The organism is Streptomyces chisholmiae, assembly GCF_031845445.1.
GTDB lineage: Bacteria > Actinomycetota > Actinomycetes > Streptomycetales > Streptomycetaceae > Streptomyces > Streptomyces chisholmiae.
The window spans coordinates 29,077-49,694 of record NZ_JAVREO010000005.1; the positions used below are offsets into that span (position 1 = coordinate 29,077).

The 20,618-nt window shown below is 76.4% G+C and carries 17 protein-coding genes; 10 read left to right on the forward strand and 7 right to left on the reverse strand.

Features of this window, described 5'->3' with window-relative positions; translation table 11 throughout:
• Entirely contained in the window at positions 1 to 1,737 is a 1,737-nt protein-coding gene (locus RM844_RS09740; RefSeq protein WP_311666605.1) for an AMP-binding protein, read from the reverse strand.
• Between the two features lie 285 nt (positions 1,738 to 2,022).
• On the opposite strand from RM844_RS09740, the gene RM844_RS09745 reads away from it, so the two are divergent.
• Positions 2,023 to 2,433, forward strand: coding sequence for a helix-turn-helix domain-containing protein (locus tag RM844_RS09745; RefSeq protein WP_311666607.1), 411 nt, complete (start codon positions 2,023 to 2,025; stop codon positions 2,431 to 2,433).
• Between the two features lie 43 nt (positions 2,434 to 2,476).
• Here RM844_RS09745 and RM844_RS09750 read toward each other — a convergent pair whose 3' ends face one another.
• The 4 genes from RM844_RS09750 to RM844_RS09765 are packed head-to-tail and all read right to left on the reverse strand — an operon-like array spanning position 2,477 to position 6,134.
• Positions 2,477 to 3,301: a class I SAM-dependent DNA methyltransferase gene (locus RM844_RS09750; RefSeq protein ID WP_311666608.1), complete on the reverse strand. Its 825-nt coding sequence runs from the start codon at positions 3,299 to 3,301 to the stop codon at positions 2,477 to 2,479.
• Positions 3,288 to 4,133, reverse strand: a complete 846-nt coding sequence (locus tag RM844_RS09755) for a class I SAM-dependent methyltransferase (RefSeq protein ID WP_311666609.1) — start codon at positions 4,131 to 4,133, stop codon at positions 3,288 to 3,290. The genes RM844_RS09750 and RM844_RS09755 overlap by 14 nt, the downstream gene beginning before the upstream one ends.
• Entirely contained in the window at positions 4,126 to 5,097 is a 972-nt protein-coding gene (locus RM844_RS09760; RefSeq protein ID WP_311666610.1) for a phytanoyl-CoA dioxygenase family protein, read from the reverse strand. Before RM844_RS09760 ends, RM844_RS09755 begins: the two co-directional genes overlap by 8 nt.
• Positions 5,098 to 5,102: 5 nt before the next feature.
• Positions 5,103 to 6,134, reverse strand: coding sequence for an amino acid--tRNA ligase-related protein (locus RM844_RS09765; protein ID WP_311666611.1), 1,032 nt, complete (start codon positions 6,132 to 6,134; stop codon positions 5,103 to 5,105).
• 472 nt (positions 6,135 to 6,606) lie between these two features.
• On the opposite strand from RM844_RS09765, the gene RM844_RS09770 reads away from it, so the two are divergent.
• From RM844_RS09770 to RM844_RS09785, 4 genes are all read left to right on the forward strand, one after another.
• Complete coding sequence (locus RM844_RS09770; RefSeq protein ID WP_311666612.1) at positions 6,607 to 7,788, forward strand: cytochrome P450; 1,182 nt, start codon at positions 6,607 to 6,609, stop codon at positions 7,786 to 7,788.
• 380 nt (positions 7,789 to 8,168) lie between these two features.
• The gene (locus RM844_RS09775; protein ID WP_311666613.1) at positions 8,169 to 9,713 is read left to right on the forward strand and encodes a class I adenylate-forming enzyme family protein; all 1,545 of its coding nucleotides are present in this window, start codon (positions 8,169 to 8,171) and stop codon (positions 9,711 to 9,713) included.
• Positions 9,710 to 11,629: an ABC transporter ATP-binding protein gene (locus RM844_RS09780; protein WP_311666614.1), complete on the forward strand. Its 1,920-nt coding sequence runs from the start codon at positions 9,710 to 9,712 to the stop codon at positions 11,627 to 11,629. Before RM844_RS09775 ends, RM844_RS09780 begins: the two co-directional genes overlap by 4 nt.
• Complete coding sequence (locus RM844_RS09785; RefSeq protein ID WP_311666616.1) at positions 11,626 to 13,419, forward strand: ABC transporter ATP-binding protein; 1,794 nt, start codon at positions 11,626 to 11,628, stop codon at positions 13,417 to 13,419. Before RM844_RS09780 ends, RM844_RS09785 begins: the two co-directional genes overlap by 4 nt.
• 28 nt (positions 13,420 to 13,447) lie before the next feature.
• Here RM844_RS09785 and RM844_RS09790 read toward each other — a convergent pair whose 3' ends face one another.
• Complete coding sequence (locus RM844_RS09790; protein WP_311666618.1) at positions 13,448 to 13,687, reverse strand: acyl carrier protein; 240 nt, start codon at positions 13,685 to 13,687, stop codon at positions 13,448 to 13,450.
• A gap of 245 nt (positions 13,688 to 13,932) precedes the next feature.
• Between RM844_RS09790 and RM844_RS09795 the strand changes: the two genes are divergently transcribed.
• From RM844_RS09795 to RM844_RS09815, 5 genes are read left to right on the forward strand one after another with little or no spacing between them, the layout of a single operon-like run.
• Positions 13,933 to 14,874, forward strand: coding sequence for a thiamine pyrophosphate-dependent dehydrogenase E1 component subunit alpha (locus RM844_RS09795; protein ID WP_311666620.1), 942 nt, complete (start codon positions 13,933 to 13,935; stop codon positions 14,872 to 14,874).
• Positions 14,874 to 15,875 carry an alpha-ketoacid dehydrogenase subunit beta gene (locus tag RM844_RS09800; RefSeq protein WP_311666621.1) on the forward strand — a complete coding sequence of 334 codons (1,002 nt, stop codon included), beginning with the start codon at positions 14,874 to 14,876 and terminating at the stop codon, positions 15,873 to 15,875. The genes RM844_RS09795 and RM844_RS09800 overlap by 1 nt, the downstream gene beginning before the upstream one ends.
• Entirely contained in the window at positions 15,868 to 17,073 is a 1,206-nt protein-coding gene (locus RM844_RS09805) for a 2-oxo acid dehydrogenase subunit E2 (protein ID WP_311666622.1), read from the forward strand. Before RM844_RS09800 ends, RM844_RS09805 begins: the two co-directional genes overlap by 8 nt.
• Position 17,074: 1 nt before the next feature.
• Positions 17,075 to 17,662: a hypothetical protein gene (locus RM844_RS09810; protein ID WP_311666623.1), complete on the forward strand. Its 588-nt coding sequence runs from the start codon at positions 17,075 to 17,077 to the stop codon at positions 17,660 to 17,662.
• Positions 17,659 to 18,573, forward strand: a complete 915-nt coding sequence (locus RM844_RS09815) for a transglutaminase domain-containing protein (protein WP_311666624.1) — start codon at positions 17,659 to 17,661, stop codon at positions 18,571 to 18,573. The genes RM844_RS09810 and RM844_RS09815 overlap by 4 nt, the downstream gene beginning before the upstream one ends.
• Positions 18,574 to 18,646: 73 nt before the next feature.
• On the opposite strand, the gene RM844_RS09820 is transcribed toward RM844_RS09815, so the two are convergent.
• Entirely contained in the window at positions 18,647 to 20,608 is a 1,962-nt protein-coding gene (locus RM844_RS09820) for a condensation domain-containing protein (RefSeq protein ID WP_311666625.1), read from the reverse strand.
• Between the last annotated feature and the right edge of the window lie 10 nt (positions 20,609 to 20,618).

Below are 20,618 nucleotides of genomic sequence, written 5' to 3' on the forward strand. Positions count from 1 at the left end.
TCAGCGGACGGGCGACGTCTCCTGGTCCCGTCCCCGGACGAGCGGCAGCGTGCCCGCCTCGAAGCGCCGGCGCACCTCGGCGGCCCGCACCTTGCCGCTGGTGGTCACCGGCAGCGTGCCGGCCGGTACGAAGACCACCCGGGACACGAAGAGTTCGAGGGCCTCGACGAGCCGGCGCTTGACCGTGCGGGCCAGCCGGTTCAGCTCGGCGACGGTCGGTTCCGGCTGGCCGGCCGGCAGCTCGGCGACCACACCGGCCACGGCCAGGCCGGTGGCGGCGTCCCGGGTCAGGAACGGGGCCAGCCGGCCGGGCCGCACGCCGGGCAGCCGCGCACAGGCGGCCACCACGTCGGACAGGAAGTGGTTGCGGCCGTTCAGCACCAGGGTGTCGTCGGCGCGGCCCAGGACGAAGAGATGCCCGTCGTGCAGGAAGCCGAGGTCGCTGGTGCGGTACCAGCCGTCGGGACCGGCGAGCGCCGCGGCCTCGGCCCACCGGCCGGGCGCGAGCTGGGGCCCGCGGACGGCGACCGGCCCCACCCGGCCCGGCGTGCCGTCCCCGACCAGGACCTCGGTGTCCGGCACCGGCACGCCGGAGGAGAGCAGCTCCCGGGCCGCCGCGGGGGCGGTGCCCGCCGGGGCGGGCACCACCTCGCCCCGCTCCAACGGGGCGTCGAGCACCGACAGCCGCAGCGGCGGGGTGTCGGGGCCACTGGCGGTGACGGCCAGCGTGGCCTCGGCCAGGCCGTAGGAGGGGCACATGGCCGTGGCCCGGAAGCCGGCGGCGGCGAAGTGCCGGGCGAACCGGTCCGCGGTCTCGGCGCGCACCATCTCGCCGGCGTTCCTGGCCACCCGCCAGCCGGACAGGTCCAGTTCGGCGACCCGGTCCCCGGGGACCTTGCGCACACAGAGCTCGAAGGCGAAGTTCGGGGCGCTGGAGAGCGTGCCGCCGCAGGAGGCCAGGGCCGACAGCCAGCTCAGCGGCGAGCGGGCGAAGTCGTCGGGGCGCAGCAGCACCGTCGGGTAGCCCGCGTACAGCGGGCGCATCAGGCCGGTGATCAGCCCCATGTCGTGGTACAGCGGGACCCAGGTCACGCCGAGGTCGGCCGGGCCCTCCCGGTAGACCCGGGCGGCCTGCGCGCAGCTGGCCCGCAGCGCGCGGTGCGTGACGACCACGCCCCTGGCCCGCCCGGTGGACCCGGAGGTGTACTGGAGCAGTGCGACGCCGTCGGGCGCGACGGTCCCGGGCGCCGGCCCGGCGTCGGGCACGCGGAGTTCCGCCGGGCTGGTCAGGGCGACGCCGCCGCCCGGCGGCAGTGCCTCGGCGATCCGGGGGTGCCAGTCGGCCTCGGTGACCACCAGCACGGGGGCGGCGTCCCGGGTGATGCCGGCCAGCCGCTCCCGGAAGGCGTCGGTGCGGGCGACGGCCGGGCAGGGGGCCGGCACGGCGATGGCGCCGACCGCGACGCAGGCCAGCAACGCCTCCGGGAACGACCGGTCGTTGGGCAGCGCGAGCAGCACCCGGTCGCCCGGTCGGACGCCCTGCCCGAGCAGGCCGGCCGCCGTCTCGTCGACCGCGCGACACAGCTCGCCGACGGACGTCCAGTCGCCGCGCGCGCCGTCCCGCCAGGTCGCCACCGCCGGCGCCGCGGGGGCTCGTTCCGCGCCGCGCCGCAGCCAGTCGTACGGGGTCTCCATCACCGTCACCTCGTCCTCGCGCTTCTCGTCCCGCGTCGTCAACTCCCCACCGGTGACACCCGAGCCACCTCGGCGGCGCGGCCGGCGGGCGCCGGTATACCGGTGCTCGACCCCGCCTATCCCGCGTCCCGCCAGCATGGGACCGGCGGTGCCACGGACGGACGCCCACCGGCGCGGGAGGCGGCGTCGGGCGCGGCGGAACGCGGTCGCGCCCCCTTCCGCGCGGCGCCGGTGCGCGCGCCGCGCCCCATCCCCGTCCCCAGGTCCAGGCCGCTCCCGGAGGAAGCCTTGTCGCACTCGCCCGCAGGTGGCACAGGAACCCCGGTCGTGCCCGACCCCGCGTACCGGCCGGCCGCCCCGGGCGACGGGCGCCGCTGCCCGCGCTGCGGGCACCGGGTGAGCCGGTACAACGACGCCCGGCACTGCTCGCCGTGCGCCCAGGCGCTGCGCCGGGAGGCGGACTCCTGCCCCCGGGTCCACGAGAGCACCTGGGCCGAGCCCGAGGTGCAGTCCGCCATCGCCGCCCGCGACTTCGGCGCGCTGTGCCGGCTGGTGCGCGGCCACGCCCAGCTGCGCCAGGAGGACCTGGCCGAGCTGTCCGGGCTCAGCCAGGCGTTCCTCTCGATGTTGGAACAGGGCAACCGCCGGCTCACCAACATCGACAAGATCATCGACCTCGTCAACGGCCTGGGCGTGCCGGCGCAGCTCGCCGCCCGGATGTTCGGCCGGCCCGGGTGAGCGGGCCGCCGTGGCGCCCGCCGCCCGCTCACCCGCCGCCCGCTCACCCGTCGTCCTGGGCTGGCCGGCGCCGCAGCACCCAGCTCTCCCGGAGCGTGCCGGGCCCGGGCGGGGTGTCCGAGTAGTCGTCGCCGACCGACTCGACACTCCAGCCGGTCGCCTCGGCGGCCGCCCGCAGCTCGGCCGGCTCCCACCAGCGTTGCTCGTGCGTCTCCTCGGCCCGGCGGAAGAGCGGGCCGTCCGGCTCGGCCGCCCCGGCCGCCCCGGCCGCCCCGGGGCCGTCGGGTCCGCCGGGTTCGCCGGGTTCGCGGACGAAGAGGGTGATGAGGAAGCGCACCCGGCGGGTGGCGGGGTCGTAGCGGTTGCGCCACACATAGGCGAAGTCCTCGTGCCGGTCGCCGTAGTTGCTGTCGCCGTGCACGGTCTCCAGCTTGTGGCGGGTGTTGACGTCGAAGACGAACAGCCCGCCCGGGCGGACCGCCGCCGCGACCGTCCCCAGCAGGCCCCGCGGCTCCTCCGGGCCGGTGAAGTAGTTGACGCTGTCGAAGCAGCAGACGGCCGCGTCGTAGGGACCGCCGAGGGCCGCCGGGTCGGCGGGCAGCTCGGCGTGCACCAGCCGGGTGCCGGGAGCGACGTTGCCGGTGGCCCGCCGCAGCATCGGCGCCGAGCCGTCGACGCCGGTCACCCGGTACCCGGCTTTCTGGAGCAGCGCCGTCATCCGGCCGGTGCCGCAGCACACGTCGAGCACCGAACGCGCCGGCTCGGCCTGGGCCGACAGCCGCCGGTGGACGAAGTCCGCCCACCGCGGGTAGTCGTTCTCGGCGACCCAGCGGTCGTAGACCCGGGACAGCGCCTCATACGGTCGCATCGGGCCTACGCACCTTGATCATCAGGTTGGTGCCGCGTTCGGCGCTCTCCGGCCGTTCGCTGGCCGCGAGTTCCAGGTCCAGGACGGTCGCGAAGTACGCGGGGTCCTCCAGCCGGCGGGAGACCTCGCTGATCGCGTCGTAGGGGTAGCCGAAGTCCTCGGGGCCCGGGCTGACCACGGAGGTGACGCCGAAGACGGCCTGCGCCTCGAAGCCGGCGGCGGTCGCGTGGTCCCGCAGGTCCTGGGCGCTGAAGACGCGCAGCGGGGGCACGTGCGGGGCCCAGCGGACGATCCGCCGCTCGGCCAGTTCGCGCAGCTCGGCGACGTCCGCGCCGTCCCGGTTGACCTTGGACGCCAGCGCGTTGCTGTAGGAGTGGCTCATCAGCAGGGCCTGGCCGCCCGGCCGCAGCACCCGGAACAGCGTGCGGAACGCGGCGTCCGGGTCCTCCAGGAAACTGAGCACGCCGTAGGTGCTGATCACCGCGTCGAACTGGGCGTCCGCCAGCTCCGGGGCGTCGTGCAGGTCGCACTCGACCAGCCGCACGTCGGGGGCGTCGGGGCTGGCGGCGAGGTTCTTCTCCGCCTGGCGCAGCATGTGGCCCGAGCGGTCGGCGACGGTGACCGAGGACCGGAACTCGCCGGCGGCCCAGATCGCCCACCGGCCCGTGCCGCCCCCGGCGTCCAGGATGTGCTGGCCCGGCCGCACCCCCAGGTGCCGCCGGAACAGCTCCTTGATCAGGTCGTCCGCGAGCCGCCAGTAGGTCGCCTCGTAGAAGCCCTCGACGTTGCCGGCGTACGGCTCGAAGAAGGTGTCGAACTCGGTCTCACTCATCAGGGTCATCGCGGGTCCCTTGGTCGGGGTGGCCGGCACCGGCCGTGGCCAGCAGCCGGGAGGGCGGGGCGTGCAGGTCGCGCAGGATGTCGGCGTAGGGAACGCCGGTGGGCAGCGGCACCAGGGGCACCTCGGGCGGTACCTCGATCCAGGCCCGGCTGGACCAGTCGCCGGTCAGCTCGGGCCAGTCCGGGGTGCGGGGCCAGCCGTGCGGGTGGGTCCACTCGGCGCGCATCGGGTCGTCGTGCCGCTGGTAACGGATGTCCGCGGAGAGCCGCAGTTGGTCACTGGTGTTGGGTCCGCCGCCGTGCACCGTGAGGCTGTGGAAGACGACCAGGTCGCCGGGTCGGAAGTCGGCGGTGGCCCAGTCCGGGTGGTCCCAGGGCACGTCGAGGTACAGCGGCCGGGCGCCACCCACCGAGGCGTCGGTGGGCAGGTAGCCGTTCCAGTGCGAGCCGGGCAGCACGCGCAGGCCCTGGCGTCGGGCGGTGCAGTCGGCCAGCGGCAGCCACAGGGTGAGCGCGTCGGTGGTCACGTGCTGCACCACGAAGTCCTGGTGCGCCCGGGTGAAGTAGCCACCGTCGGCGGCGGTCGGCGGGGCCAGCCGGAGCACCCGCGCCGGGTGGCAGAACACCGGCCCGGCCAGCAGCGCGCCGGTCAGCGCGGCCAGCTCCGGGTGGCAGCCCAGCCGGTGGAAGGACTCCACCCGCTGCACGGCGGGGTAGACGGTGGCGAACGACTCGGCGGTGAAACGCAGGTCGTCCGCGCCGACCCGCAGGCTGTCGGCGTCCGCCAGCCACCCGACCTCGGCGAGCACCGCCCGCAGTTCCCGCTGGACGGCCAGTACCTCGGCCGGGTCGAGGAACCCGGGGAGGTACAGGTAGCCGTCCGCCACCAGCCGCTCGCGCAGCGGGCCCGGGTCGTCGCCCGGCCGCCAGCCCTCGGTCCGTTCCAGGGTCCGCATCGGCGTCACGGTGCCGTCGGGCGGCCGTTGTAGCGCTCGGCGAGCTGGAGCCAGCGGATGTCGGGACAGTCCAGGAGCCACATCAGGAAGCGCTCCACGCCCATCCCGAAGCCGGCGGTGCGCAGCGGGTGGTGGTCCTTCAGCGCGGTGTACCAGCGGTAGTCCGCCTCGGGCACCCGGTGGTCGGCGAGCGCCGCCCGGGTCTGCTCGCCGGTGACGTGGCGCTCGCCGCAGCCGATGATCTCGCCGGGGCCGAGCAGCAGGTCGGCGCTGAGCGTGCGCCCGCCGTCCCCGTCGTACGCCTGGTAGAAGGGGACCGCGGCGCGGTCGAAGTGGGTGAGCCAGAGCGCCGGCCCGTGCGTCGCCAGCAGGCGCTGCTCGCCGGCCCTGGTGATGGACCGGTGGTGGGCGCCGTGCTCGACGTACCGCTCGTCGTCGCCGAGGAGTTCGACGGCCTCGTCGAAGCTGATCCGGCGGGTCTCGGTCGCGAGCAGCCGCTCGACGTGCCCGGTACCGACGCCCAGTCCGTCGAGTCCGGGCGCCAGCTGGCCGAGCGCCGCGCTGGCCAGCCGGCGCAGGTAGGCGTCGGCGACGGCCATCACGTCCGCCAGGCCGCCGGGGATCTCCGCCTCGCTGTGGAAGAACTGGTTGAGGTGGGTGGCGTCGGGGTCCTCACCGCGGAAGCTCGGCATCACGTAGTAGCAGCCGCCGGGGGCGAGTCGGCAGCCGTACTCCAGCATGAACTGCATGGAGTCGGCCAGGTAGGTGGGGACGCCGAAGAGGTCGATCCGCACCGGCAGCGAGTCGCTGCCCAGCCCCATCGGCGAGGAGACCGAGCTGGTCGTGATCGGCAGCTGCACGGACCGCACCCCGCGCTCCCGCCAGAAGACGGCCGTCTCGTAGCCGATCAGGTCCTGGACCTCGACCAGGAACGCGTAGCGCGGGTCGTCGAGCACGCGGAGGAAACGGTCCTCCGTCGCGTTCTCCGCTGTTCCGCTCCAGACGTTTCGCTGCTCCACGGCGGCCTGATTCGCCATATCCTGCCCTTTCTTCACCAGAGGACTGTGCGCGGAAAGACCCCGGTCTTCGAGGCTCGCTCAAGAAACAGCGCAATGAACGCGCCGCACGCTAGCGGGACTGGTCGAAACCGCGTATCGCCGGAGTGATATAGCCGGCGTGATGTCGCGGGCCCTGTCGCGTTGTTAGCGTCCCGGGCGAGGGAGCCGGCCGGCCCGCACCGCGCCCCGGGGCGGCTCACGGGAGCCCGCCGCCGGCCGGCTCCAGCGACAGCCCGGGGCACGCGCCCGCGGTGCACGGGGGCCTCGCCGACGAGGTGGTACGACGCGTCGAGAGCGTCGCGCCGCCACCCGAACCAGGACAGGAGCGCACACCCGTGACGGCTGATGGAGCAGAGCAGGTGACGGTCGAACCGACGGGAGGCACGGCCCGCGCGTGGGCGCGGACGCGGGTGGCGACGGCCGCCCGTCCCCGGCCGGGGAGTCCGGTGCCATGTCCCTGACCACCCGCCAGCCCACCGTGCACGACGCGCTGGCCGCCGACGTCCCCACGGCCAGCGCCCAACTGCTGGCCGGGGCGTGCCCCCGGCACGACCCGGCGCTGGACGCCTGGTTCGTGGCGGACCACCCGACCGCCCGCCGGCTGCTCGCCGACCGGCGGCTGCGCAGCCGGGACTCGGCGCACTCCACCGCCGACCTGACCGACGAACAGCGCCGGCTGGTCGCCCCGTTGGAGGACCACGTGGGGCGCTGGCTGGTCTTCTCCGACGAGCCGCGGCTGGCGGACCTGCGGGTGCGGACCCGGCGGGCGCTGCGGCCCGAGGCGGACCCAGGGCGGGCGGCCTGGCTGACCGAACTGGCCCGCCACCACCGCCCGGCCGACCTCACCGACACCGACCTGCTGACCGGGCACATCGTGCCCTTCACCACGGCGGCGACGCTGCGCGTCCTGGGTTGCGACCCGGAACGGGACGGCCAACTGGTCGCCTGGGGCGAGGACCTGATCGCCTACCTGGGCCTGGACGTCTACCGCGAGGACGTGGTGCGGCGGGCCCTGACCGCGCTCGCCGCGCTGCGGTCCCACGTTCGCCGGTGGCTGCCCACGGCCGGCGGGCCGGTGGGCGACGCGCTGCGGGCGGCGGCCGGGGAGGGGGCGGGCGCGGCGGATCTGACGGCGGTCTTCACCCAGCTCCTCACCGGCGGACTCGACCCCACCAGGGCGGCGCTGGCGGTGGGCGTGGACCGGCTGTGCGCCCCGGGCGGCCGGGCCGCCTTCCTGGCCGCCCCGGCCGGCTTCGTCGACGAGGTGCTGCGGCTGGCCAGCCCGTTCCACTTCGCGCCCCGGACCACGGGTGAGCCGCTGCCGGTCGGCGCGGACACCATCCCGGCCGGGTCCCGGGTCTCCGTGGTGCTGTGCGCCGCCAACCGTGACCCGGCGCTGTTCCCCGACCCGGAACGGCTCGACACCGGCCGCCCGCGCCGCCGCCACCTGGCGTTCGGGCACGGCCGGCACTTCTGCGCCGGAGCCGGCCTCGCCGAGGAGATGGTCACGGCGGGGCTGACGGCCATCGCCGAGTCGCTGGACGAGCACCGGCACCGGGCCGCCCTCCGGGTCCGGCGCACGCCCGGGATGACCCGTGGCGTCGGTCTGCGGATCACCCGCGCGCCGGCCTGAACCGGCCGGCGCGCGGGGGCCGTCGGGTGGCGGGATCGTTCCGGGCACGGGGTCGACCGGGGCGCGGCGCTTGGGGAGGTCCGCCCGGGCCCACCCCGGGCGGGCGGGCCCGCTGCCGGGCGCCGAGCGGGAAACGGCTGGGCCGCCCCGTCCGACGCGTTCCCGGTACAGCCCCGGTATACGCACGGAATCGCGGGCGCTTTCCGCCGCCGGAATCGGTGGCGGCCGCAAACCACGGCCGGCTAGGCTCCGCAACCCGTTCCACACCGCGGAATTCCGGGCGGGTAAGAGCGGAATTCCGGTCGGGGAGGAAACGCGTCCCGATATCGACGACCCCGAAGCCCGTCCGGGCCCCGGGGGGCAGCAGAGGAGGGAATCTCGTGGCCCTTTCCGCCCACCATCCGGCACCGACGGCCCGGCCGCCGGCCGGGCTCCCCGCGGCCGGCGTCCGGACCGGCCGGCCGGCGCTGTGGGACCCCTGGCGGACCGCGGCGCGGACACCGGACCGGCCGGCCGTCCTGGTGGACGACCGGGTCCACACCGTGGCGGAACTCACCGCGCTGGCCGACGAACTGCGGCACGGGCTCGCGGCCCTCGGCGTGCCCGACGGCGCGGTCGTCGGCACCGACCTGCCGTCGGGGCCCGAGCTGTTCGCCCTCCTGCTGGCCGGACTGCGCGGGGGCTACGGCGTCTTCCCCCTCGCCGAGGACGCCCCCGGGGCGCGGCGGGCGCTGCTGACGGCGGCGCGGGCCCGGCTCGACGTGCGCGCGGCGGCCCCGGCGGGCGCGCCGCCGCCCACGGTCGGTGAGCCGACCGGCCCGGTGCCCGCCCTCGGCCTGGCCGAGCTGCGGCGGGCCGGCCGGGCGGCCGCCGACGGCCGGCCGACGGCGGCGGGGCCGGAGCCGGCCGCCGGGTTCCTCGTCTTCACCACCTCGGGCACCACCGGCGAGCCCACCGTGGTGGCACGGCACCGCCCCTGGTACGCCTACCGCGGGGTGGCGGTCCGCCCCGAGGACGCGGCCGGGCCGGACCGGGGGCCCCACGTGATGGCCAACGCCGGGTTCCACCTCGGCACCCTGGGGCCGGCGCTGCACGCCCTCCAGGCCGGCAGCGCCGTCGTGGTGCTGCCCCGGTGGTCGGTGGCCGGGTTCGCCACCGCGGTGGACCGGCACGCCGCGGACAGCGCCTTCCTCTCGCCCGACCAGCTCGCCGAGGTGGCCGACGCGGGCCGGCCGCCCCGCCGCCGGCTGGCCCGCGTCTTCCACGGCGGCGCGGCCACCGCGCCGGCCGTCAAGCGCCGGGCGATCGAGCTGCTGGGGCCGGGGCTGCACGAGTACTACGGCACCAGTCACGGCGTCATCTCCGAGGTCTCCGCGCCGGACTGGCTGGCCAGGCCGGGCACCGCCGGCCGCCCGCTGCCCGGCGTCCGGGTCCGGGTGGTGCGCGACGGGGTGCCCCGCGCGCCCGGCGAGGCCGGGGCGATCCAGGTGCGCCGGCGGGCGGTGGACGCGGAGGGCGACCCGTCCTTCCTGGACACCGGCGACCTCGGCTATCTGGACGCGGACGGCTACCTGTTCGTGCTGGGCCGCGCCGAGCCGGGCGTCGGGGAGGCCGGGCCGTCCCTGGAAGGGCTCGTGCGGCAGCTGCCGGGGGTGGCCGACGTCGCCGTGCTGCCGGCCGCCGGCGGGGGGTCGGGCGGGGCCCGGTGCTTCGTCGAGTACCGTCCCGGCCTGGACTCCGGTGCGCTGGCGGGCACCGTGGCCTCGCTCGGTCGGCGTCTGGGCCTGTCGGCGGTCACGGTGGCGAGCGGCCCGCTCGGCACCTTCCCCCGCACGGCGAGCGGGAAGATCCGCCGGGCCGCCCTGGGGACCGGAGCGCCGGGCGAGCGCCCGGCGGGCGGGCGCGGCGCCGGGGTCACCCGGTGATCGAGGGCCTCCGGGGCCGGCTCGGGCCGGCGCTGACCGACCGGCTGGCGCTGCTGCGCGCGCTGCGGGCGGTGCGCCCGGGACTGCTGGTGCCGCTCACCGTGGCCCGGCTCGCCGGCGCCCTGGCGCCGGCGGCGCTGGCGCTGGCCATGGCCACGCTGATCGACCGGCTGCTGACCGCCGACAGCGACGACCTGCTGGCCGTCGCGCTGCTGCCGCTGGTCGCCTTCGGCCTGGTGATCCTGGTGGAGCGGGTGCTGGACGGGCTCTGCGCGCCGTGGGAGTTCCTGGCCACGCACCGGATCGACGGCGCGCAGCGGACCGACATCGCCCGCCGGGCGGTCGCCGCCGCCACCGTCGACGTGCTGGAGCGTCCCCGGGTGCGGGAGTTGTTGCGGCTGGCCCGCGCCGACCAGCGGTCCTGGGTGGAACGCACCCCGGGGGCCGGGGCGTTGGCCCAGCTGAACCTCTGCGTCCGGGCGGTCGGCGCGCTCGCCTCCTGCGCGATCATCGCCCGGTACGCCTGGTGGCTGGCGCTGCTGGTGCTCGCCGCCGCGCTGGCCCACCGCGCCGTGCAACGGCGCCGCACCCTGCGGCACATGGCGATGCAGCGGACCGGCACCTCGGAGGGGCTGCGGGCGGACCACTGGCTGCGGATGGCCACCGAGGAGACCGGCGGCAAGGAGGTGCGCACCTTCGGGCTGGCCGAGTGGGCCATCGCCCGCTCGCAGCACCACCAGCTGGCCATGTGCGCGCCGCGCTGGGCGGTGGAGCGCTCCGACAACCTCGCGCTGTGGCGGGTGGCCGCGGTGATCGGCCCGGTGGTGGTGGCCGGCTTCGCGCTGGTGGCCCGCGACACCGCCGACGGCCACCACCCGGTGGCGCTGCTGACCGCCGTGCTGACGGCGAGTTGGGCGCTGCTCGGGGCGCTCGACCCGTACGACTCGTTCGACATCGAGGGCGGGCTGCTGGGGCTCCGGGCCCACCGGGAGCTGCTCGCGGAACTGTCCGGGCGGCCGGCCGGCGCACCGGCCGCCGCACCGGCACCCGCGCCGTCCGCCGGCCCCGTTCCCGAGCCGGCACCCGGCCCCGTCCCCGGTCCGCCCGACGGCACGCCGGCGCGGGTCGGACGCCCGCCCCTGGTGTGCTTCGAGCGGGTCGGGTTCGCCTACCCGGGCGCTCCCGGGCGCCCGGTGCTGGACGGTCTGGACCTGGAGATCCGGCCGGGCGAGCTGCTGGCGGTCGTCGGCCTCAACGGGGCCGGGAAGTCCACCCTGATCAAGCTGCTGGCCGGCCTGTACCGGCCGACGTCGGGGCGGATCACGGTGGACGGCGAGCCGCTCGACCCGGTCCGGTGGCGGCGCCGACTGTCCGTGGTCTTCCAGGACTTCGTCCGCTATCCGCTCAGCGTCGCCGACAACGTCGCCCTGGGCCGGGCCACGGCGCCGGCGGACCGGGCGGCGCTGGAGACCGCCGCGGCGCGGGCCGGCCTGGACCGGGTGCTCGAACGGCTGCCGGCCGGCTGGGACACCCCGCTGGCCCGGGGCCGGACCGGCGGCGTGGACCTGTCCGGCGGCCAGTGGCAGCAGGTGGCCCTGGCCCGGGCCCTGTACGCGGTGGGCGCCGGCGCCGACCTGCTGGTGCTGGACGAGCCGACCGCGCACCTCGACGTGCGCACCGAGTTCGCGGTCTTCGCCCGGCTGGCGGCCCAACGGGGCCGGGCCGGCGTGGTGTTGATCTCGCACCGGCTGGCCACGGTGCGTCAGGCGGACCGGATCGTCTTCCTGGAGGGCGGCCGGGTCGTCGAGTCCGGAACCCACGACGGGCTGCTGGCGGCCGGCGGCCGGTACGCCGAGCTGTTCGCCGTCCAGGCCGACCACTTCGCCGGCACGGCGTCCGCCGGGGCCGACCGGTGAGCGGCACCTGGCGGTTCTGGCGGGAGATGCTGGCGGTCTCCTGGCGTCGCGCGCCGGTGCTGACGGTGGGGATGTTCCTGGTCGAGGTCGGGCTGCTGCTCCCGGTCGTCGGCTGGGCCCTGGCCCTGCGGTACACCATCGACGCCGCGGCCGGCGGCGCGACCGGCACCGCGGTGACGGCGGCGGTCGGCGCGGCGACGGTCTGCACCCTGAACGCGGTGCTGGCCGGCCTCGGCGGCTACCTGCGCTACTACGCCGTGGACACGGTGGCGGAGCAGGACGTCCGGCCGGCGATCGCCCGCGACATCGCGACCCTGGAGGGCGTCGAGCACCTGGAGCGCGGCGACTTCCACGACCGGGTCACCGTGCTGTTGGGCGCGTCCTGGGGGCTGGTGGCCAGCCTGTGGTCGGCCGTCGGCTCGGTGTTCACCACGCTCCGGCTGCTGGTCTCCCTGTCGCTGCTGGGCGCGGTCAGCCCCTGGTACACGGCGCTCGTCCTGTTCGCCGGGGTCACGCTCTGGTGCGACCGGCGGGCCCACACGCTCGTCAACCGGGCCGAGACCGAGACCGCGGAGTCGTTCCGGCTCCAGCGCCAGCTCTTCGAGTTGGCCACCGCCCCGGGGCCGGGCAAGGAACTGCGGGTGGCGGACGCCGCGGCGGAGATCGCCCGCCGTCAGCGGCTGGCCTGGGACGACGCCGTCGACGGCCGCTACCGGGCGCGGTTTTGGGCCACGCTGTGGCGGGTGGCCGGCTGGTCCTGCTTCGCGCTGGGCTTCCTGGCCGGACTGGCCGCGGTGGTCCGCCAGGTCTCCACCGGCGCCGCCTCGGCGGGCGACGCGGTGCTGGTGATCACGGTCGCCGTCGCCCTGCAGCAGGGGCTCCAGGCCACGGTCGAGCAGACCTCCCAGGCGCTCGCCTCGGGGCGGCTGATCGAGCCCTACCTGTGGCTGCGCGGCCATGTCGCCGCCCAGCGCGTCACCGGCGACGCGGCGCCCCCCGGGGTGCTGACCGAGGGCGTCGTGCTGGAGGACGTCGGCTACACCTATCCGGGCACGGAACGCCCCGCGTTGGCGGGGATCAGCGTGCGGCTGCCGGCGGGTTCGGTGGTGGCGGTGGTCGGCGAGTACGGGTCGGGCAAGACCACCCTGGTCAAGCTGCTGAACCGCTTCTACCGGCCGACCACCGGTTCGATCCGGGTGGACGGGGTGGACCTGTCAGCGCTGGACGTGGGCCGGTGGCGGGCCAGGACCAGTGCCGCCTACCAGGACTTCGGGCGCTACCAGCAGACGTCGGTCGCCGAGTCGGTGGGGCTGGGCGACCTGCCCCGGCTGGCGGACCGGGCGGCGGTGTGGGAGGCGGTGCGCGCCGCCGACGCCGAGGCGCTGGTCGGCGGGCTGCCGGACGGGCTCGACACCCGGCTGGGCACCGAGGTCGACGGCACGGGCACCGACCTCTCGGAGGGACAGTGGCAGAAGGTCGCCCTGGCCCGGGCCGCCATGCGGCGCGACCCGCTGCTCCTGGTGCTGGACGAGCCGACGGCGTCCCTGGACGCGCCCAGCGAGCACGCCGTCTTCCGGCGTTCGATGGCGACCGCCCGACGCCTGGCGCGGGTCGCCGGAACGGTCACCGTCGTGGTGTCGCACCGGTTCTCCACGGTCACCGAGGCGGACCTGATCCTCGTGCTCGACCAGGGACGGCTGGTGGAACAGGGCGACCACCGCGCGCTGTTGGCGCGGGGTGGCCGGTACGCGGAGCTCTACCGGGTGCAGGCCGCGGCGCACTCGCGCTGAGCGGGCCCGCCCCGGTGGGCGGGCCCGCTCAGTCGGCGCGGAGCGCCGACCAGAGGGTGCGGGCCGAGTAGAAGGTGCTGGGCGAGACCGCCTCCTCGGGCAGGAAGACGCCGAGTTCCTCCTCCAGGTCGACGATCAGCCCCACGATGCCGACCGAGTTCAGGCCCAGGTCCTTCATCGGCGCGTCGGGGTCGATCGGGCTGTCCGGGGCGAGTTCCGTCAGGTACTCGCGCAGGAGCACGTCGAATTCACCGGACCAGGTCTCCACTGCGGCCCTCCGTCGTCGGGCGCGCCCGTCGGCGCGCGTGGCTCGGCTCCCCGAGGCCGCCCGCCGGGCGGTGCCGCCGGCCCGCCGCAACCCGTGGCACGGAAACGACCCGAGGAATGTGTGCACCACCATCAGGCAGCCCGGAATAATCCCGGCACATTTCCGTAAGCCGGCGCCACGAACGGCTTGCGACACACTCCGACGCATTGCTAGCGTGCAGGAAATTCGGGGCCCGCGCAGGGGGGTTGACATTGCTGACCCAGCCGGCCAGCCAGGTCGTCGAGAAGAACTCGGAAGACCTGCGGGAAATCGCGGACGATGATCTGCGAAGGCTGCTGCTGATTCGCCATTTCGAGCGGAAACTGCTCGATCTCTTCGCCGCCGGCCATATCGCGGGCACCACGCACACCTGTCTCGGTCAGGAATACGTGCCGGTCGCGCTGGAAGGGGTGCTCGGCGACTCGTTCGTCTTCAGCAACCACCGCGGCCACGGCCACTACCTGGCCCGTTTCGGGGACGCCGCCGGGCTGCTGGCGGAGATCACCGGCCGGGCGGGCGCCGTCTGCGGCGGCGCCGGCGGCAGCCAGCACATCCTGCGCGAGGGGTTCTGCTCGACCGGCGTCCAGGGCGAGAGCGTGCCGGCGGCGCTGGGCGTCGCGCTCGGGCTGCGCCGCGCCGGCAGGGGCGGGCTGGCGCTCGCCTACGTCGGGGACGGCACGTGGGGCGAGGGCGCCGTCTACGAGGCGCTCAACATGGCCTCGCTGTGGCGGGCCCCGCTGGTGCTGGCCGTGGAGCACAACGGCATCGCGCAGAGCACCCCGACCGAGGCGGCCATGGCCGGCACCATCGCCGGGCGGGCGGCGGCCTTCGACGTTCCGCACCTGAGCGTGACCGGCGTCTGCGTGGCCACCATCCGGCAGCGGCTGGCGGAGCCGCTGGCGCGGGTGCGCGACGGCGGCGGCCCCCTGGTCGTCGAGTTCCGCACGCACCGGCTCGGGCCGCACAGCAAGGGCGACGACACCCGGGACGCGGAGTGGCTCGCGCGGGTCGCCGACCAGGACTGGTACGGCCGCTACGCGCGGGCGGAGCCCGGCCGGTTCGCGGCGCACGACGCGGCGCAGCGGGAGTCGGTGGACCGGCTGGCGGCCGAGGTCCTGGCCCGCCCGCCGGCGAGCGGGGTCGCCTGATGCGGGTGATCGAGCGGCTCAACGGGGCGCTGCACGAGCTGTTCGCGACGGACGAGCGGGTGCTGCTGCTCGGCGAGGACGTCGCCGACCCCTACGGCGGGGCCTTCGGGGCGACCCGGGGGCTCTCCGACCGCTTCCCCGACCGGGTGTGGTCCACCCCGATCAGCGAGCAGGCCACCGCGGGCGTGGCGGCCGGGCTGGCCCTGGGCGGGGACCGGGTGGTGGTCGAGGTGATGTTCGGCGACTTCATCACGCTGAGCTTCGACCCCATCGTCAACTTCCTCAGCAAGTGCGTCACCATGTACGGCCGGCGCACCCCGATGCCGGTGGTGGTGCGCTGCCCGGTCGGCGGCAACCGTGGTTACGGCCCGACGCACAGCCAGCACCCCCTGAAGCACTTCCTCGGCGTGCCCAACCTGAGCCTGTACGAGCTGTCCGCGCTGCACGACCCGGCCGAGCAGCTGCGTCGGGCCCTGGACTCCGGGGAGCCGGCGATCCTCTTCGAGGACAAGGTGCTCTACACCCGGCCGGTGTGGTCCCCCGCCGCCGAGGGCGGCCTCTTCACGGCGGAACGGCTGGGCGGCGCGGGCGACTGGGTCCGGCTGCACACCGGGGAGGAGGCGCCCGACTGGACGGTGATCGCGCCCGGCGGCCTCACCCCGCGGGTGCTGCCCGCGCTGCGCGAGGCGCTGGTCGAGGAGGAGGTGCTGGGCGAACTCCTCGTGCCCTCCCGGCTGTTCCCGCTCGACGTCGAGACCGTGCTCGACCGGGTGGCGGCCGCCACCCGCGTCCTGGTGGTGGAGGAGGGGCCGGCCGGTGGCGGCTGGGGCGGCGAGGTCGCCCGGCACCTCACCGAACGGCTGTGGGGCCGGCTGCGCCACCCGGTCCGGGTGCTCCAGCCGCCCTGCGCCGTCATCCCGGCGGCCCCGCACCTGGAGCGGGACGTGCTGCTCCAGGAGTCCACCGTGCACCGCGCCCTGTTGGAGGCCGAGCGTGTCTGATCTCCTGGTGCCACGGCTCAACAGCAACGACGACGACTACACGCTGGTCGAGTGGCTGGTGGCGCCGGCCGGCGCGGTGACCGCCGGTGAGCCCGTCGCGCTGCTGGAGACGTCCAAGGCGGCGACGGAGCTGGTCGCCGAGGAGTCCGGTTTCCTGCTGCCGCTGCTGCCCGCCGGCCGGGGCTGCCGCCCGGGCACGGTGGTGGCCCGGGTGACCGCGACGGCCGCCGAGGCGGCCGGTGGTCCGCCGGACGGCCCGGCGGACGGTCCGGCGACGCCGGCCGAGCCGGCCGAGGCCGGCTCGGGTCCGGTGATCAGCCGGGCGGCCCGCGCCCTGATGCGGCGGCACGACCTGACCGAGGAGGCGTTGGCCCCGCTGGGCCGGCGGGTGGTGCGGGAGGCCGACGTGCGCCGGCTGTTGTCCGGCGCTGAACCCGCCGCCCCGACCACACCCGCCGCCGCACCCGCCACCGAGGCCGAGCCCGCGGCGCCGTCGGCGGAGCCCGCCGCCCACCAGCGCGCCGTGGCCCGGACCGTCACCCTCGCCCACCGCACCGTGCCGGCCGCCTTCGTGGCGGTCCGGGTGCTGGCCGCGGCCGTCCAGGACCGCCAGCGGGAGCTGGGCGCCCGGCACCGCGCGCACCTCGGGCTGCCGGAGCTGGTGATCGGTGAGATCGCCGGCCTGCTTCCCGAGTTCCCCCGCTGCTTCGCGACCGTCACCCCGGTCGAGGCCGACGAGCCACGGCTCGTCCCGGCCACACACGCGCACGTGGGCGTCACCGTCGACGTCGGCACCGGGCTGTCCGTGCCGGTGGTCCGGGACGCGGCCCGGCTCGGTCCGCTGGAGATCTCCGCCACGCTGGCCACCTACCGGCTGCGGGCCCGGCGCCGGACCCTGCGGCCGGCGGACCTGGAGGGCGCCACGATCTCGCTGTCCCTGCAGACCGAGCCGGGTGTCGTCCTCGCCCGCCCCATCGTCTTCCCCGGCCAGACCTGCACCCTCGTGCTGTGCGCCCTCCAGCGCGAGGTGTGGCTGACCCCGGACGGCACCCCGGCCACCCGGGACTTCTTCCACCTGGGGCTCTCCTACGACCACCGGTTCGTCAACGGCCGGGAGGCCGCGGCGTTCCTGGGCGCCGCCCGGGACGCCCTGGAGCGGCCCCACTCCCTGCCCGAACAACCAGGCGGGGAGGACTGACGTGACGGACGACGCCCCGCCCTCCCGGTGGCGGGCCGCCGACTACGCCAGGCCGATCACCCTGGTCTGCGTCGCTGGCCCGGACGACGCCGAGCGGCTCTACCGGCCCTGGCTGCGGGTGCCCTGGCTCAACCTCGATCTCCGGGTCCTCCCGGCTCCCGAGGGCGCGGACGCCGGGGAGCGGCTGGCGGCCGACCTGGCCCGGGAGGTGGCCGACCGGCCCTACGCCCTGCTGGCGCGGGGAGCGGCGGTGGCGACGCTGCTGCGCGCCGCGCCCCGGCTGGCCACCCCGCGACCGGTGCTCGGCTTCTTCTTCCTCGCCACCGCCCCGCCGGCCGGCGCGGAGCTGCCCGGCGAGCCGTGGGTCAAGGCGATGGCGGGTGCCGACGACCGGGCCGCGCCGCCGGCCGCGGTGGCCGGCTGGCACCGCCTCACCTCCCGGCTCTCCCTCCAGGTCTTCGAGGGCGGCGGCGAGTTCCTGACCGAGCGGTCCACCGAGGTGCTGGAGTGCGTGCACCTGGACCTCGGCGCGATCCCCTCCTACCTGCCGGGCCGGGGCTTCGCCGACATCACCACGGAGGCGACGTGACCGCCCGTCCGGCGCCCCGCGCCATCCCCACCGAGCGGATCGAGGGCGTCGTCGACCGGCTGCGCCGCGTCCCGCTCGTCGAGCGGTCGTTCTGCCGCACCGCCGACTACGCGCGGCGGCAGTTCCGGATCGACGGCCCGCTGCTGTCCCGCGTGCTGGACGCCGGCCTGCCGCACGTCCGGGCCGGCGACGAGCTGCTCCTGGACGACTTCGACCTGCTGAACCTGGCGCTGTTCCTGCGGATGCGCTCCCCGCAGCGCGCCGCCATGCGGTACTGGGCCGACGTGCTGACCCGGCCGGCCGGCGAGGAGCGTTCCTACCTGATCGACTACGCGCCGGCCTGCCCCCTGCCCGGGCATCCGGGGCCGTGCCGGTTCCTGTGCTGCCTGCCGGGCGACGAGGAGCGGGTCGCCGAGGGGCCGGGGGACGGGGTGACGCCGGTGGTCACCGTCCCGGTGACGCTCACCAACGACTGGCCGGACGCGCCGGAGCCGCTGGTCGAGCTGATGGCCGAGATCGCCGACGTGGAGTTCTACCGGCTGCCGCACCGGGTCAAGTGGGACCTGGACTTCATGCTGTCCGCCCGGATCGGCGACTGCCTGGGCTTCGCCCGCTACCTGGTCGAGCACGGCGCCCGCCGCGGCCTGCCGATGCGGATGGCCTTCGGGCTGATCGTGGCGCCGCCGTACTCCACCCCGCACTACTGGGCGGAGGTGCGCCTCGACGGGCGCTGGGTGCCGGTGGACCCGGGCCTGGTGCGCGGGATGGCTGCCTGGGGCGCGCTGGCCGAGGAGTGGCCGGCGCACCGCTCCCCGGGCGCGCTCCTGGTGAACCTGACCACCCGGCACGGGCTGCTGGTGTCACACGGCGGGGTCCACCCGCCCGTCTCGTTCCGGACCCGCCTGGGGTGACCGGACGGCGGACCGGGTGGTCACGGTGCTCGGCGGAGCACCGTGGCCGCCCGTCAACCCGGCCCGGCAGCCGCTAGCCGCGGGCCGCCGGCCGGTCCGCGACCAGCCGGGCGGCCAGCGCGGTCAGCGGCTCGACGGTGTGGAAGTCGGCGGGACCGAGGCCGGTGTAGCCCGCGTCGGCCAACGCCGCGCAGACCCGGGGCAGCAGGTACAGGCGCCCGCCGGCGGCGAGGTAGCTGTCGGCCATGCTGACGGCCGGCAGGTCGTTGGCCCGGCGCACCGCGGCGTGCAGGGCCGACTCCCGCTCGCCGGCCGGCGCCACCGGGGGCCCGCCGACGCCGCTGCCGGCGGTGAGCACCGGCCACCCGGACCAGCCGTCACCGGTGTCGGTGGCCGGCGGGTCCGTTCCGGCGGCGTCGGCCAGGTGGACCACGAAGTGGTGCGGGCACATCGCCCCGTACTCGTTTGCCAGTCGGGCCAGCAGGAAGGTCCGCAGCGCGGTGGCCGTCAGCCCGGTGTCCCGGGTCGCGACCCGCGCCGTCAGCCGGGCCAGGTCGCCCGGCCCGCTGGCCCGCACGGAGGCGGCGAGCACCGCCGGGTGCGCCCGCAGCAGCTCCTCGATCCGGTCCAGGTCGACCCAGGAGTGGGCGATCCGGCGCCAGCTCGCCGACGGGGGCGTCCACCGGCCGCCGGCCAGCTCCGTCATCCGCCCGAAGTCCAGGTCGCCCTCCCCGGCCGCGTGGGCCAGCAGTGCCTCGACCGCGCGCACCAGGGCGGTGGTGGCCGACTGGTCGAGGAGCGAGCCGTCGGCGGCGGCCAGGATCATCAGGCGCCCCTCGTGCGGCGCCACGCAGGTGTACAGGTCGTTGGCGTACCGGGAGTCCGGGCTGTGCCAGCTCTCCAGGGCGCTGTCGGGCCGCAGGGCGAGCAGCTCGGCGGTGGTCAGCGGCCCGTCGGCGGGCTTCCCCACCGGGACGCTGGGCAGCCAGCAGTTGAGGTACCGCTTGGTGCGCACCGGGTTGCCCCGCGCGAAGCCGACCCGGCCCTCCCGCTCGTGGTACTCCAGCACGTCGTAGCTGGCGTGGTGGGCGGCGAGCAGGATCGCCCGCTCCGCGCGCCGGGCGACCTCGGCGAACGTCGGCCGGTCGGTGAGGTCCAGGCAGAGCAGGATGTCGCGGAAGACCGCGCCGGCCATCCGGCGGGTCTGCCGGCCGGCGCGCGCGGCCCAGGTGAAGTGGGTGGCCACCACGTCGAGCCCGCAGCGGGCGGCGAGCACGCCGTAGAGCGCGGCCACCGTCACCGCGGGCGGGGAGACCCCCAGGCGCGGGGCGAGTTGGGCCAGCGCCAGGTCCGCCGCCCGGCTGTTCAGCTGGGCGTGCACGGTGCCGGCCGCGGGGTCGCGCACGCCGCCCGGCAGCAGCCCGGCCGGCGCCTCGGTCATGGCCCGCTCCCAGTGCGCGATGGCCCGGCCGCTGGCCAGCCGGCCGCGCTCGGAGGTCTCCCGCAGGGCCAGGTCCAGCGGCTGCGGACCTGGCGGTGGCAGGGTGTTCGTCCGCCGGGCCGCCCCCGCCAGCAGGGCGGCGAGGTCCTCGGCCAGGATCTCCATGGTGGCGTTGTCGGCCGCCAGGTGGCAGACCACCAGCAGCAGCCGGCCCGCTCCCGGCGGCCCCGGCACGACACCGCAGCGGATCGGCTGCTCGCGCCCGACGTCGAACAGGGCCTCGATCAGCTCCGTCGCGAAGGCCGCCGGGTCCCCGCCCGGCTCGGGCACGGCGACGGTGGCGGGCCGGGGCGGCCACACCGTCTGGGCCGGGCGGCCCTCGGCGTCGGCGTGGAAGGTGGTGCGCAGGACCTCGTGCCGCGCCACCAGCTGGTCCACGGCCCAGCGGGCGTCCGCCACCGTGACCTCGTCCGGCAGCGTCAGCCACCGGTCGAGGTTGACGAACTTCCCCCGCCCGGTGGCCTGGTGCAGCACCCATTCGAGCTGGCAGATGCCGCTCTGCAACGGGCCGGTGCGGATCGGCTGGCGGGTCATGGACGGGTCC

Excerpts from the sequence above, each read along its gene's own strand:
- RM844_RS09750 (WP_311666608.1), bottom strand. The coding sequence starts at position 3,301 with ATGCGACCGTATGAGGCGCTGTCCCGGGTCTACGACCGCTGGGTCGCC.
- RM844_RS09755 (WP_311666609.1), bottom strand. The coding sequence starts at position 4,133 with ATGAGTGAGACCGAGTTCGACACCTTCTTCGAGCCGTACGCCGGCAAC.
- RM844_RS09760 (WP_311666610.1), bottom strand. The coding sequence starts at position 5,097 with ATGCGGACCCTGGAACGGACCGAGGGCTGGCGGCCGGGCGACGACCCG.
- RM844_RS09765 (WP_311666611.1), bottom strand. The coding sequence starts at position 6,134 with ATGGCGAATCAGGCCGCCGTGGAGCAGCGAAACGTCTGGAGCGGAACA.
- RM844_RS09770 (WP_311666612.1), top strand. The coding sequence starts at position 6,607 with ATGTCCCTGACCACCCGCCAGCCCACCGTGCACGACGCGCTGGCCGCC.
- RM844_RS09800 (WP_311666621.1), top strand. The coding sequence starts at position 14,874 with ATGCGGGTGATCGAGCGGCTCAACGGGGCGCTGCACGAGCTGTTCGCG.
- RM844_RS09820 (WP_311666625.1), bottom strand. The coding sequence starts at position 20,608 with ATGACCCGCCAGCCGATCCGCACCGGCCCGTTGCAGAGCGGCATCTGC.